Origin of the sequence: Streptomyces sp. NPDC058373 (assembly GCF_042723275.1) — a bacterium.
Taxonomy (GTDB): domain Bacteria; phylum Actinomycetota; class Actinomycetes; order Streptomycetales; family Streptomycetaceae; genus Streptomyces.
The window spans coordinates 70739-83050 of sequence record NZ_JBHXJE010000018.1 but is presented as its reverse complement, the minus strand read 5'-3'; the positions used below and the strand labels follow the sequence as shown (position 1 = coordinate 83050).

At 70.3% G+C, this 12312-nt stretch carries 13 protein-coding genes and 1 pseudogene; 9 read left to right on the top strand and 5 right to left on the bottom strand.

The annotated features are described in order from the left end of the window. Positions 1-21 precede the first annotated feature (21 nt). Both ACFWMZ_RS13750 and ACFWMZ_RS13745 read left to right on the top strand, forming a co-directional pair. Positions 22-909, top strand: a complete 888-nt coding sequence (locus ACFWMZ_RS13750; protein ID WP_383171304.1) for an enoyl-CoA hydratase — start codon at positions 22-24, stop codon at positions 907-909. A 46-nt stretch (positions 910-955) separates the two neighbouring features. Further along, the gene (locus ACFWMZ_RS13745) at positions 956-2086 is read left to right on the top strand and encodes an acyl-CoA dehydrogenase family protein (RefSeq protein WP_383171307.1); all 1131 of its coding nucleotides are present in this window, start codon (positions 956-958) and stop codon (positions 2084-2086) included. Positions 2087-2107: 21 nt separating this feature from the next. On the opposite strand, the gene ACFWMZ_RS13740 is transcribed toward ACFWMZ_RS13745, so the two are convergent. Next, positions 2108-2674, bottom strand: coding sequence for a PaaI family thioesterase (locus tag ACFWMZ_RS13740; RefSeq protein ID WP_383171309.1), 567 nt, complete (start codon positions 2672-2674; stop codon positions 2108-2110). A gap of 29 nt (positions 2675-2703) precedes the next feature. Next, the gene (locus tag ACFWMZ_RS13735; RefSeq protein WP_383201584.1) at positions 2704-3444 is read right to left on the bottom strand and encodes an SDR family NAD(P)-dependent oxidoreductase; all 741 of its coding nucleotides are present in this window, start codon (positions 3442-3444) and stop codon (positions 2704-2706) included. A gap of 168 nt (positions 3445-3612) precedes the next feature. Between ACFWMZ_RS13735 and ACFWMZ_RS13730 the strand changes: the two genes are divergently transcribed. The 5 genes and pseudogenes from ACFWMZ_RS13730 to ACFWMZ_RS13710 all read left to right on the top strand — a co-directional run bounded on the left by ACFWMZ_RS13730 (position 3613) and on the right by ACFWMZ_RS13710 (position 8171). Then, positions 3613-4065: a VOC family protein gene (locus tag ACFWMZ_RS13730; protein ID WP_383201581.1), complete on the top strand. Its 453-nt coding sequence runs from the start codon at positions 3613-3615 to the stop codon at positions 4063-4065. Positions 4066-4214: 149 nt separating this feature from the next. Further along, positions 4215-4832 carry a hypothetical protein gene (locus ACFWMZ_RS13725; protein WP_383201578.1) on the top strand — a complete coding sequence of 206 codons (618 nt, stop codon included), beginning with the start codon at positions 4215-4217 and terminating at the stop codon, positions 4830-4832. A gap of 24 nt (positions 4833-4856) precedes the next feature. Beyond that, positions 4857-5483 (top strand): TetR/AcrR family transcriptional regulator, encoded by a 627-nt coding sequence (locus tag ACFWMZ_RS13720; RefSeq protein ID WP_383171321.1) that lies wholly within the window; start codon positions 4857-4859, stop codon positions 5481-5483. Between the two features lie 216 nt (positions 5484-5699). Further along, positions 5700-5825: pseudogene (locus tag ACFWMZ_RS13715) on the top strand (hypothetical protein); the annotation flags it as partial. 69 nt (positions 5826-5894) lie between these two features. Next, entirely contained in the window at positions 5895-8171 is a 2277-nt protein-coding gene (locus tag ACFWMZ_RS13710; protein WP_383201575.1) for a glycoside hydrolase family 3 C-terminal domain-containing protein, read from the top strand. Here ACFWMZ_RS13710 and ACFWMZ_RS13705 read toward each other — a convergent pair. Further along, entirely contained in the window at positions 8147-8980 is an 834-nt protein-coding gene (locus ACFWMZ_RS13705) for an aldo/keto reductase (protein ID WP_383201607.1), read from the bottom strand. The two genes, ACFWMZ_RS13710 and ACFWMZ_RS13705, sit on opposite strands and share 25 nt — an antisense overlap. Before the next feature lie 65 nt (positions 8981-9045). Then, on the bottom strand, positions 9046-9807 hold the full coding sequence (locus tag ACFWMZ_RS13700; protein WP_383201572.1) for an SDR family NAD(P)-dependent oxidoreductase: 762 nt from the start codon (positions 9805-9807) through the stop codon (positions 9046-9048). Between the two features lie 141 nt (positions 9808-9948). On the opposite strand from ACFWMZ_RS13700, the gene ACFWMZ_RS13695 reads away from it, so the two are divergent. Beyond that, positions 9949-10827: a CoA transferase subunit A gene (locus ACFWMZ_RS13695; protein ID WP_383171328.1), complete on the top strand. Its 879-nt coding sequence runs from the start codon at positions 9949-9951 to the stop codon at positions 10825-10827. After that, on the top strand, positions 10824-11582 hold the full coding sequence (locus ACFWMZ_RS13690; RefSeq protein ID WP_383171331.1) for a CoA-transferase subunit beta: 759 nt from the start codon (positions 10824-10826) through the stop codon (positions 11580-11582). Before ACFWMZ_RS13695 ends, ACFWMZ_RS13690 begins: the two co-directional genes overlap by 4 nt. Here ACFWMZ_RS13690 and ACFWMZ_RS13685 read toward each other — a convergent pair. Beyond that, positions 11572-12222 carry a TetR/AcrR family transcriptional regulator gene (locus tag ACFWMZ_RS13685; RefSeq protein ID WP_383171334.1) on the bottom strand — a complete coding sequence of 217 codons (651 nt, stop codon included), beginning with the start codon at positions 12220-12222 and terminating at the stop codon, positions 11572-11574. The two genes, ACFWMZ_RS13690 and ACFWMZ_RS13685, sit on opposite strands and share 11 nt — an antisense overlap. Between the last annotated feature and the right edge of the window lie 90 nt (positions 12223-12312).

Here is a 12312-nt window from a genome sequence, read left to right as displayed (position 1 = left end):
GGCGCCACCGAAGGAGCAGGCATGTCCGTTGCGCAGAGCCGTACCGCCGAGGAAGCCGAGGATCAGGTCGTCACCTACGAGGTGCGCGGCGCCGTCGCCGTGGTCACGGTGAACCGCCCCCGGTACCGCAACGCGCAGAACTCGAAGGTGACGTACGCCCTGGACGCCGCCTTCACCCGGGCCGTCGACGACGACTCGGTGAAGGTGGTCGTCCTGGCGGGCAGCGGTGAGCACTTCAGCGGCGGACACGACATCGGCACGCCGGGCCGCGACATCGACGAGACCTTCGAGCGCAGGGCCGTCATCTGGTGGGACCACACCGACAAGCGCGGTGTCGACTCCCGCATCGCCCGCGAGTCCGAGGTCTACCTGGGAATGTGCCGCCGCTGGCGTGAGATCCCCAAGCCGGTGATCGCGATGGTGCAGGGCGCGTGCATCGCGGGCGGCCTCATGCTGGCCTGGTCCTGCGACTTCATCGTCGCCTCCGAGGACGCGTTCTTCAGCGACCCGGTCGTGCGGATGGGCATTCCCGGCGTCGAGTTCTTCGCGCACCCCTGGGTGATGAGCCCGAGGGCCGCCAAGGAGTTCCTGTTCACCGGGGACCGCTTCGACGCCCGCCGCGCCCACCAGCTCGGCATGGTCAACCACGTCGTCTCCCGCGAGGAACTGGAGCCCACCGTGTTCGCGCTGGCCGAGCGGATCAGCGCGATGCCCCGCTTCGGCCTGGCGCTGGCGAAGAAGGCGGTCAACCAGGCCGAGGACCTGCAGGGCATGCGTTCGGGCATGGACTCCGTCTTCGGCCTCCACCACGCCGCGCACTCCCACAACGCGGAGGTCGGCGCCGACTCCCTGGCGGGCATGGACGCGCGGGCGATGCGGGAATCCGGGCGGACGGCGGGCGGCGCGTGAACCACGGCCGGCATCACAGCGAGGAACCTCACCCAAGGGCGACCCGATGACCTTCGCACTGACCGCAGAACAGAACGAACTGTCCTCGACCCTCTTCCACCTGTTGGCCCGCCGCAGCGACAGCGGCGCGGTGCGCAGGGCCGTGGAGAAGGCCCCTGGATACGACGAGGGCCTGTGGCGCACACTGTGCGAGCAGGTGGGCGTGGCGAGCCTGGCCATTCCCGAGGAGTACGGCGGCGCCGGCTTCTCCCTGGTGGAGACGCACGTCGTGCTGGAGCGGCTGGGCGCGGCGCTCACGCCATCACCGCTGCTCGGCTCGGGCGTGCTCGCCGCCCAGGCGCTGCTGCTCTGCGGGGACGCGGCGGCGTGCGAGCGGCTGCTTCCCGGCATCGCCGAGGGCACCCGGGTGGCGGCAGTCTGCTGGGCCGGTGAGGACAGCCACTGGCGGACCGACCGCAGCGACGTGCGCGCGGAGGCCGGGGGCGCCGGTGGCACCTGGTCGCTGACCGGAACTGCTTCCCTGGTCCTCGACGGCGGGGCGGCCCACACCTTCCTTGTCGTCGCCAGGACCGGGCCGGGGAGGGTGGGCCTCTTCGAGGTGGACGCGGCCGACGACCGGGCCCGCTCGACACCCACCCCGGCGGTGGACTCCACGGTGAGCCTGGCCCGGGTGAAGTTCGACGGCGCACCGGGCGCCCCCCTCGCGCTCGACGCGGCGGGCCTGCTCGAAACGCTGCACGATGTCGCGGCCGTGGCGATCTCCGCGCTCCAGGTCGGCGCCGCCCAGCGCGCCCTGGACATGACGGTGGCCTACTCCAAGGAGCGTGTTCAGTTCGGCCGCCCCATCGGGTCGTTCCAGGCGCTGAAGCACCGCATGGCCGACATGCTGGTCGCGGTGGAGACGGCCCGGTCGGCGTCCTGGGCCGCGGCCTGGTCCGCCGCCCGGCGGGACCCCGAACTGCCCGCCCGGGCGGCCCTGGCGAAGGCGTGGTGCTCGGAAGCGCTCAACGACGTGGCCGCCGAGGCGGTCCAACTGCACGGCGGGATCGCGATCACCTGGGAACACGATGCCCAGATGGTGTTCAAAAGGGCTCACGCGACCTCCCAGCTGTTCGGTCAGCCCCATGAGCACCGGGGTCGGCTGTTCCGGCACATCGTCGGCGAGGCGCCCCGGTAGCCGCGGCCTGTGTGCCGTACGTCAACGGTGCGGCACCTCGACGAACACCGCCTCGGCCTCGACGGTGCGCACGCCGTCGCAGGCGATCCAGCCGGTGACGGTGACCTTGCGCCCGGAGCGGGCGGCGACCTCGGCGCGCATCCGCAGCGGCCGGCGCAGGGGAGTGCGGGCGAGATAGCGCACGGTCATGGAACCCGTGACGCAGAGCAGCCCCGTCGACTGGACGAGGATGCCCAGCAGATTGTCCATCAGTAGCGCGCTCACGCCGCCGTGGACCGAGTCCGTGGGGCCCTCGTGCAGGGCGTTCATCACGACGGTTGCCTCGGCCCCTCCACCCTGCGGGAAGAACACCTCCAACGGGACCTGCACCGGGTTGTACCGGTCGAGCAGCACGCGAGGTACACCCACGGTCTCCGCCACGGGCAGCGGCACGCATCGCGTCCCCGACTGCCTTTCCAGCTTCCGGGTGAGGGAGGCGAGGGTCTCGGCGACCCCGGCCAGTTCCTCGGCGGAGACCTCCGTCACGGCCACGGCGTGGGCCAGTGACCGGGTGGCCTCCACCAGACGTTGCCGCTCCTGGTGACTCACCGGCTGCTCCTCCTCTGCAACGACCTGTTCTACGACGTCTGTCCGCCGTCGACGACGAAGTCCTGCCCCGTGCAGTAGCCGGCGGCGTCGCCGGCGAGGAAGGCCACCACGGAAGCCACCTCGGAGACCGTGCCGACCCGGGGGATGGGCTGCCCCGCCACCGCCCCGCCGCCCGATCGTGTCTCCTCCGTGATCATCGGGGTATCGATGGCACCGGGGCAGACGCAGTTGACCCGGATGCCGAGCGGCCCCAGCTCCCGCGCGGCCGACCTGCTGGCTCCGCGCAGCGCCCACTTGGACGCGGCGTACGCGAGGCCGCCCGGGTAGCCGACCAGGCCGGCGGTGGAGGCGATGTTGACGATGGATCCGCCGCGCCCACGCATCAGGGGGACGACCGCCTTCATGCCCAGGACGGGCCCGACGAGGTTGACCCGCAGCGTGGCCGCCAGGTTCTCCTCGGTGAGGTCGGTGAGTGGCTCCTTGACGGCGACGCCCGCGTTGTTGACGAGGACGTCGACCCGTCCGAACGCCTCGTCGGCCCGGCGCATCGCCACGGCCCAGGCATCGGCGCTTCCCACATCGAGCGGGCAGACCAGCACTTCGCCACCGATCCTGTCAGCGACGGCCCGCGCCGCGCTCTCGTCCAGATCGGTGAGAACGACCCGTGCGCCGAACCGGGCCAGAGTCCGGGCGTGTTCGGCGCCCTGGCCCTGCCCGGCCCCGGTCACCAGGGCGACCTTGTCCCGCAGATGGGGGATGTGCTCGGCCATGCTCTGCTCCCTCCCGCCGGTGGCCGCCACCGGTGCCACAGCCGCCAAGCGACTGCTTGTTAGGGCGACTCTAAGCGGCTGTGGCCCGATTCTGTAGGAGTGGAGCATGACCAAGCGCTTGATCGGTACCATGTTTATGTCGTTGCCCCGAGGAACAGGAAGACCGCCGTGGCCTACTCCGTCAACCATGTGGGAATCACCGTCAGCGACCTTGACCGCTCGCTCGACTTCTACGTGCGGCTGCTCGGCGGCTCGTCGCTGGGTTCCTGGGAGCGCAGCGGCCCCAGGATCGACGCCGTGACCGGCTACCCGGGTGTGGTGGTCCGGCAGGCGTTCGTCCGCCTCGCCGAAGGGGCGACGCTCATCGAACTGCTGCAGTACGTCGGTGGTTCGAAGGAAGTGACCGACCCGGACCACGGCCGAGCGGGGTCCGTGCACATCGCGGTGGACGTCCGGGGGCTCGACGAAACCCTGGACCGGATGCGTGGGGAGGGCCTGACCGTCCTCTCGGAGCCCATCGTGGCCGGAGAAGGCCCATTGGAGGGCTGTCGGGTCGTCTACGTGCTCGACCCGGACCGGGCCCGCGTCGAACTCGTCGAGACCCCGGACGCGGCGGCCTGAGGGCGTTGACCCATAGGTTGTTGGCTCGACCGATGGGCGGGTGCCCGTCGAGTGCCGTGCGGCGGGGAATCCGCCGAAGCTTCGGTTCGCGCTGCGTGGCTGGTGGGGCTGGCGACGGGCCCAAACGTCGTCAACGGCCTTGTCGCCACGTGGTGATCGTCGTCATTCCGCTGGATCTGGTCGGCGACCTCATGGCCGCTCTGGCCACCAGCATCGGCATAGTGCCGGTGAGGCGGGAAAACCTCAGGGTTCTCCACGGACCGATCGCGGCGCTCGCCTACGTTTCCGTCCGCGACCTGCACCAGCCCCAGCGCATGCGTGCGGTCGGCGGAATATGCGGGGGCGGCATCGCTTTCGCCTCACTCGCCGGCCCCTTCCTCAGCGGCCGGGTGTGTCGACAGCGATCATCGCCCAGCCCGTCCGCGTCGCGCTCAACAAGAGCAGCACTGTCGTGGAAGGCCCCTGTCCCCACCTCGATCTCGGCGGTCAAGAACGTCGTGCTGCTCGACGCGGGCTCCTCCGCTCTCGGGCTGCGCGCGGTCATTCTGGTCTCCGAGCGGAAGCAGGTACATGAGATGGAGGCGGTGGCCGCCCCCTGGGTGCCGACACCTGACCCGCAGAACTCCGGGGCCGCCCCGCGACGCCCTGCTGCGGCGGTCCCGGCCACCAGCCGTCGTGCGAACAGGGACAGCCGCATATCCGGATGGCGGCCCGTCGGAGTCAACTCGCCCGACGAACCTCACAACGCCCCGGGACCCTGCGCGTGACCACAGGTGAAGTACGGTCAACAGGTGAGCACATCACGCAAGCCCCGAGGCCCCTACCGCAAGGGCCTTGAGCGCCGTCGGCAGATCCTGCGGGCGGCCCTGGAGGTCTACAGCGAAGGCGGTGAGCGCGGCTCCTCGCTCAAGGAGATCGCCGACCGGGTCGGCCTGTCACAGGCAGGTGTACTGCACTACTTCGAATCCCGCGAAGAGCTGCTGCTCGCGGTCCTGGCCGAACGGGACCTCGCGGGCACCGAGGCGACCAGGGACGCCGCCTCCCCCGGCGAGGCGGTTGCCAGGGCCGTCGTCCACAACGCACGGCAGCCTGGCCTGGTCGACCTGTTCGTGACCCTGTCGGCCGCCGCATCGGACGTGGAGCATCCCGCCCATGCCTTCTTCACTCAGCGCTACGATGCCCTGAGTGCTCAGATCGAGGACGGAATGGAGCAGGCGCGGCGGCGCGGGAACGTCCGCGAGGACGTCACCCCCGAGCAGTTGTCGCGGCTTCTCATCGCGGTCGCGGACGGCCTGCAGCTGCAGTGGCTGCTCAACCCGGACATGGACATGGCGGAACTAGTCGAGGTGTTCAATCGGATGTGCCGGCCTCCGGCGGGCGAAGAACCGTCCGCGCCCGCCTCCGACGCCCATGGCTGACGGCTCGCCGCACGGGTGGTCCAGTCCACCCCGAGCCTCAGTGCAGCGAACGGGGATGCAGTGCCTTCCGAAGTCTGCATGCCGTATGGCTGCTCCGGCGATGGCGAGCACCACACGCCAAACCCTAGCTTTATTCGGGTTTAGGTTCTACCGTCGAAGTCGTGACACGGCTCGGCCTGCCCACTCGCTCGCCGGCCGAGCGTCCGCGTCCAGTCCGCCTGGCGCCACGAGAACGGCCCCTTCTTCCTCGATCTGACCATCCCGTCCGGCGCCGAGGCGGAAGTGCGGCTCCCCGGCAGGCGCGCGTTCACGGCCGAGGCGGGAGACCACGCCTTCCACTGACAGCCTGGTGACCACTGCGCGCTGCTCTTCCTGCCCCACCGCCCCGACCGAACTGAGGATTCCGCCACCATGCCGCATGCACCCGTAGACAGCTCCTCCGGCGCGGACACCACACTGAGCCTCGACACGAAGACTTCCCTGCTCTCCGGCCGCGGCCTGTGGTCCACGGAGTCCGCCGAAGAGGCGGGCATCCCCTCGCTCACCCTCAGTGACGGCCCGCACGGCGTGCGTTTTCAGTCCGGCGAGGGCGACCACCTCGGCATCAACAACAGCATGCCCGCCACCTGCTTCCCACCGGCCACCGCCCTCGCCTCCAGCTGGGACCCGGAGTTGGTAGGCCGCCTTGGTGAAGCGCTGGGCCGCGAAGCCCGTTCGCTAGGCGTGGACGTACTGCTCGGCCCCGGTGTCAACATCAAGCGCTCGCCGCTCTGCGGCCGTAACTTCGAGTACTTCTCGGAGGACCCCCTGCTCAGCGGGGTGCTCGGGGCTGCCCACGTGCAGGGTGTGCAGAGCCAGGGCGTCGGTGCCTCGGTGAAGCACTTCGCGGCCAACAATCAGGAGACCGATCGGATGCGCGTCAGCGCCGACGTCGACGAGCGCACCTTGCGCGAGATCTACCTGCCGGCCTTCGAGCGCATCGTCACCGAGTCCGCGCCGGAGACCGTGATGTGCTCGTACAACAAGATCAACGGAGTGTACGCGGCCGAGCACCGTCGGCTGCTCACCGAGGTCCTCCGCGAGGAGTGGGGCTTCGACGGCCTGGTGGTCTCCGACTGGGGTGCGGTAGCCGATCGGGTCGCGGCGCTGGCCGCCGGGACCGACCTGGAGATGCCGGGCAACGGTGGCGGAACCGACGCCGAGGTTGCGGCGGCGGTCCGCGCGGGCACCCTGGACGAGTCCGTCGTCGACACCGCGGTCGACCGGCTGCGCGCGCTGGCCCGCCGGGCCCGCGCCGAGACCACCCCCACGCCGGTGGACCACGAGGCGCAGCACCGGCTCGCCCGCGAGATCGCCGCCGACTGTCTGGTCTTGCTCAAGAACCAGGACCGCACCCTGCCGCTCGCACCGGCAGGACGATTTGCTCTGATCGGGGAGTTCGCCACCGCTCCGCGCTACCAGGGTGGTGGCAGCTCCCATGTCAACGCCACCCGCGTCGACAGCCCGGCCGACGAGTTGCGCGAGCTGCTCCCCGACGCCCGTTTCGATAGTGCCCGGGGCTACGACACCACCGGGCAGGAAGACGCGGTACGGCTGCGCGAAGAGGCCGTCGCGCTCGCTGCGAAGGCGGACACCGCCATACTCTTCGTCGGTCTGCGGGAGGCCGACGAGTCCGAAGGATTCGACCGCGAACATCTCGAACTCCACGTAGACCAGACTGAGTTGCTCAGGGCCGTGGCGCAGGGCGCGCGACGCACCGTGGTGGTTCTCCTCAACGGGGGCGTCGTCCGCCTGGCGGACAGCTGGTACGGCGAGGTGGACGCGGTCCTCGAAGCGTGGCTCCCGGGCCAGGCGGGCGGCGGCGCGATTGCCGACGTGCTGACCGGCCGGGTCAATCCCTCCGGCCGTCTGGCCGAGACGATCCCGCACCGCCTTGCCGACACCCCGTCGTATCTCAACTTCCCCGGCGAGCAGGGCCACGTCCGCTACGGCGAGGGCGTCATGGTGGGCTACCGCTACTACGAGACCGCCGACGTCGCCGTTCGCCACCCCTTCGGTCACGGGCTGAGCTACACCGCGTTCGAGGCGAGCGGTTACCAGGTCACTCAGACCGGCCCGGACACCGCGCAGGCGACCGTCACCGTCACTAACACAGGGGACCGCGTGGGCAAGCACGTCGTCCAGGTGTACGTCGCCGCGCCGAAGCGGCCGGTCAGCAGCCCTGCCCGGGAGCTGCGCGCCTTCGCCAAGGTGGCACTCGGCCCCGGCGAGTCCACTACGGTCACCTTCGATCTGGACCGGCGAGCCTTCGCCTACTGGGACATCACCCTCGACAGCTGGACCGTAGTCGCCGGTACCTATCATGTGCAGCTCTGCGAGAACGCCCACGACGTCCTCGTCTCCGTCCCTCTCGGCCTCGCCGGGGACCGGCTGACCAAGCCGATCACCCTTGACTCCACCGTCGGAGAGTGGTTCGGTCACCCGGCCGTCGGCCCCGCCCTGACCGAGGCGGTACGTGTTGGGCTCACCGAGGAGCAGGCCGCCGCGGCCGACGACAGTGCCGACGCGATGCGCATGGTCGACTCCATGCCGATGCGTCAGTTCCTCGGCTTCCTGCCGGTGCCGCTCCCGGAGGGCGTCCTGGAGCAGTTGATGGAGCTGAGTCACACCCCGCCCTCGGGTTCCTGACCCGTCTCCAGCCGCCCCAGTTCCTCGGCGTCGAGGCTCAGTCCGGCCGCCGCCGCCGAGTCCCGTACCGACTCAGGCCGGCCGGCCCCAGGGATCGGGATGGTCGCCGGGGACTTGCGCAACTGCCAGGCCAGCACTACCTGATGAGGGCTGACGCCGCGTTCCCGCGCGACAGCCTCGAACGCGCCGTACTTCGCCCCGAGCTCCTTCGCCTGGTGCATGCCGCCGAACGGCCCCCAGGACAGGAAGGCCAGTCCCAGTTCCTCGCAGAGCGCCATTTCGGGCTCGCTGGACCGGAAGCCGGGGGAGTACTCGTTCTCCACCGCCACGAGCGCCTCACCGAGGATGGTGCGGGCCAGTCGGATCTGCCCCGTATCGGCGTTGGAGATCCCGGCGCGGCGGATCAAGCCCGCTGCGTGGAGGTCGTGGAGTGCGCCCATGGTCTCGGCGTACGGGATCTTGGGGTCGGGCCGGTGGTGCAGGTACAACGGCAGGGTGTCCAGTCCGAGGCGGCGCAGGGAGGCCTCGCAGGCACGGCGCAGGTGTTCGGGCCGGCCGTCGGTCTCCCAGATCTGGTCACCGGGTCGCAGGTGCCCGCCCTTGGTCGAGACGATCACCTGGTCGGTCGGGCCCGGGTAGCGGGCGAGTGCCTTGGCGAGCATCGACTCGTTCACGCCCGCCCCGGCCCCGGGTCCGTAGACGTCGGCGGTGTCGAAGAGCGTCACCCCCGCGTCCACCGCCGCGTGGACGGTGCGGATCGCGCGGGCCTCGTCGTAGCCGGGGACCTGGGTCAGGGTCATCGCGCCCATCCCCACCGGGAAGACCGCCAGGTCGCCCAGGGGCCGGACCAGCCGGTCCTTTCGGGTGGCGTCGCTCACTTGCCCACCGCCGTCCAGCCGCCGTCGACGGGCATGCACACACCGGTCGAGAACGTGGCGTCCATGAGCAGGAAAACGATGGCGGAGGCCATCTCCTCGGGGGTGCAGAGCCGGCCGAGCGGCGTACGGGCCTCGGTGGCGCTCACGTCATAGCCCTGGTCGATCATCTCCTGCACCATGGGCGTCAAAGTATGGCCCGGGGCGACGCTGTTGACCCGTATCCCCCGGGAGGCCCACTCGACGGCGAGGTTCTGGGTGAGCTGGCGGACCGCCGCCTTGGCGACCCCGTAATCGGCTTGGTTCACCCAGCCGCCGAAGGCGGTGGTGGAGGAGACGGTCACGATCGATCCGTCCGCCGGGGGGCCGCCGGGCGCCTGTTCCATGCACCGCACCAGCGACCTGGCCGCCACGAGTGTGCCTGTCACGTGGACGTCCAGCACACGCCGGTAGGCGGCGAGATCCAGTTCGAGAGCCGGAACGAAACCACCCCGGACGCCGTGGCTCGTGACCAGCAGGCTCGGCGACCGGCCGGCCTGCTCGGTGGCGGTGTCGAGTGCGTCCCGGACGGCCGTCTCGTCCGTCACGTCCACGGAGAACGCGCGCAGCGCGGCGCCTCTCGGGGACGCCGACCGGTCGGGTATCGGCTGCGCGTCCAGGACGGTGACCTCGACCCCTCTGCCGAGTAGTAGGTCGACCACGGCCAGGCCGATCCCGCTGCTGCCACCTGTCACCACCGCGTGTCGTGTGCTGTCGGCCATGGAGCCACCCGTTCCCGAGGAGTTGTCGGCCGACTCAACCTAACCTAACAATTGCTTGCTAGGTAGACCTGTCTTAGGAGCCAACCAAGCGCTAGGTTTACTGTCGAGTTGTTCGATGTCCGCATCTGAGAGGAACTGTCCATGGGCGACAAATCGATGTCCCTGGAGGAATTCGCCGGGACCATCGAGTCGGGCATGACGATCGGCATCGGCGGATGGGGGGCGCGGCGCAAACCGATGGCGCTGGTCCGTGAGATCCTGCGCGGTGACGCACGGGATCTCACCGTCGTCACCCTCGGTGGCCCGGACGTCGGGCTGCTCTGCGCGGCGGGACGGGTCCGCAAGCTCGTCTACGCCTTCGTCTCGCTGGACAGCATCGCGCTCGACCCGCACTTCCGGGCGGCGCGCGAGCGGGGTGAGATCGAGACCGCCGAGTACGACGAGGGCATGTTCGTCACCGGTCTGCGCGCCGCCGCGGGCCGGCTGTCCTTCCTGCCGACCCGGGCGGGTCTTGGCTCCGACGTACTGACGATCAACCCCGACCTGGTGACGATCGCCTCTCCCTACGACGGAGAGGAGTACGTCGCGATGAAGGCGCTGAACCTCGACGTCGCCCTGGTGCACGTCAACCGCGCCGACGCCGCGGGCAACGCCCAGTACCTCGGGCCGGATCCGTACTTCGACGACCTGTACGCGATGGCCGCCGAACGCTGCTACGTCAGCACCGAGCGGATCGTCGCCCCTGAGGAGCTGGCGGCCGGCGGACCCGCGCAGTCACTGCTGATCAGCCGTCTCTTCACCGACGGTGTGATCGAGGTGCCGGGTGGTGCGCACTCCACCTCGTGCGAGCCGGACTACGCCCGGGACGAGGCGTTCCAGGCCCATTACGCGTCGGCCGCGCGGGAGGCGGGCTCGTGGGAGGAGTTCCGTAAGAGGTTCCTGGACGGCGACGAGCGGGAGTATCACGAGGCGGTGGCGGAGTTCCACGCCGCACGCAACGAAGAGGAGGACGGTCGATGACGGACATCACCCGAGCCGAGGTGTGTGCCGCGGCGTGTGCCGACGCGTGGCGCGACGCCGGGGAGGTGCTCGCGCACGCGGTCGGCGTGCTACCCGCGGTCGGGGCGCGGCTCGCGCGGCTGACGACCAGCCCGGATCTGGTGCTGAGTGACGGCGAGGCGTTCTTCATGAGCGAGCCGCCGCCGCTCGGCCGCACTGCCGCGGACGGGGGAGTCGTCGAGAGCTGGGTGCCCTATCGCCGGGTCTTCGACATCGTCGCCAGCGGCCGTCGCCAGAGCATGATGGGCGCCAGCCAGATCGACCGGTACGGTAACCAGAACATCTCCCTCATCGGCGACTGGCGGCAACCCTCCCGGCAGCTCATCGGCGTGCGCGGGGCACCGGGCAACACGGTCAACCACCGCACCGACTACTGGGTGGCCCGGCACACGCCGAAGGTCTTCGTCGAGAAGGTCGACGTGGTGTGCGGCGTGGGCAACGACCGGGCCCGCGCGGGCAAGGGGCTGAGGTTTCACCACCTGGGCGTGGTGATCACCGACCTGGCCGTCCTCGACTACGGGAGCGACGGGCTGCTGCGCGTGCGCTCGCTCCACCCGGGCGTGACCGAGGAGCAGGTCCGGCGCAACACCGGCTTCGAGATGGACATGGGCGGAGCCACCGAGACCCGCACGCCGGACGAGGCCGAACTCCGGCTCATCCGTGAGGTGATCGACCCCGGGCGGCTCCGCGAGCGAGAGGTGCCCGTCACTCGGTGACGAGACCGCCGTACAGGACGCGGAGGTACTGCTCGGCGACCGCCTCGGCGCGGAACCGGCCGCGCGGGCGGTACCACCGCACCGTGGACCACACGGTGTCCCGGATGAACCGGTAGGTCAGGTTCACATCGACGTCGCGGCGAAAGATCCCGGACTTCTGGCCGGCCGTGAGCGCCCTCAGCCAGATCCTCTCGATCTTCTTGCCCATCTGGTCGACGTACTCGAATCCGGGCAGACCGCTCAGCGCGTCCGCCTCGTTCTGGTACAGGGCGACGGCTTCCGGGGTCTGGTGGATGGTGGTGAAGGAATGCGCGATCAGCCGGTCGAGGACGTCCTTGGGGCCCTCCGCCTCCTTCTCGATCTCCGTGAAACGCTCCAGGAGGTGCCCGAGGAACTCCCGCAGGATCTCGTCGAGCATCTCCTCCTTGGAGCTGAAGTGGTGGTAGAGGCTGCCGGAGAGGATGCCCGCCTCGTCGGCGATGTCCCGGACGGTCGTCTGGGTGAAGCCGCGGGAGGCGAACAGACCCGCGGCGATCTGCAACAGCTCCGCCCGGCGCACGGAGCCGCCGCTTCTGGAGCCGCCGTTCCTGGCCGCGGCCCGGTTGGGGGCTGCTGTCCGGGCGGGGCGACGTACCGCCATGTCGTTCGTCCTCTCCGTCGGGGCGCTGCCTCCGACCACCAAGCGTTTGACCGCATCGTGCCACACACCGCGGCCCGGCCGTCCCGCTGA

Bases quoted from the DNA above. Each gene is read 5' to 3' on its own strand.
- ACFWMZ_RS13750 (WP_383171304.1), top strand. From the start codon at position 22: ATGTCCGTTGCGCAGAGCCGTACCGCCGAGGAAGCCGAGGATCAGGTC.
- ACFWMZ_RS13745 (WP_383171307.1), top strand. From the start codon at position 956: ATGACCTTCGCACTGACCGCAGAACAGAACGAACTGTCCTCGACCCTC.
- ACFWMZ_RS13735 (WP_383201584.1), bottom strand. From the start codon at position 3,444: ATGGCCGAGCACATCCCCCATCTGCGGGACAAGGTCGCCCTGGTGACC.
- ACFWMZ_RS13710 (WP_383201575.1), top strand. From the start codon at position 5,895: ATGCCGCATGCACCCGTAGACAGCTCCTCCGGCGCGGACACCACACTG.
- ACFWMZ_RS13705 (WP_383201607.1), bottom strand. From the start codon at position 8,980: ATGGGCGCGATGACCCTGACCCAGGTCCCCGGCTACGACGAGGCCCGC.
- ACFWMZ_RS13700 (WP_383201572.1), bottom strand. From the start codon at position 9,807: ATGGCCGACAGCACACGACACGCGGTGGTGACAGGTGGCAGCAGCGGG.
- ACFWMZ_RS13695 (WP_383171328.1), top strand. From the start codon at position 9,949: ATGGGCGACAAATCGATGTCCCTGGAGGAATTCGCCGGGACCATCGAG.
- ACFWMZ_RS13690 (WP_383171331.1), top strand. From the start codon at position 10,824: ATGACGGACATCACCCGAGCCGAGGTGTGTGCCGCGGCGTGTGCCGAC.
- ACFWMZ_RS13685 (WP_383171334.1), bottom strand. From the start codon at position 12,222: ATGGCGGTACGTCGCCCCGCCCGGACAGCAGCCCCCAACCGGGCCGCG.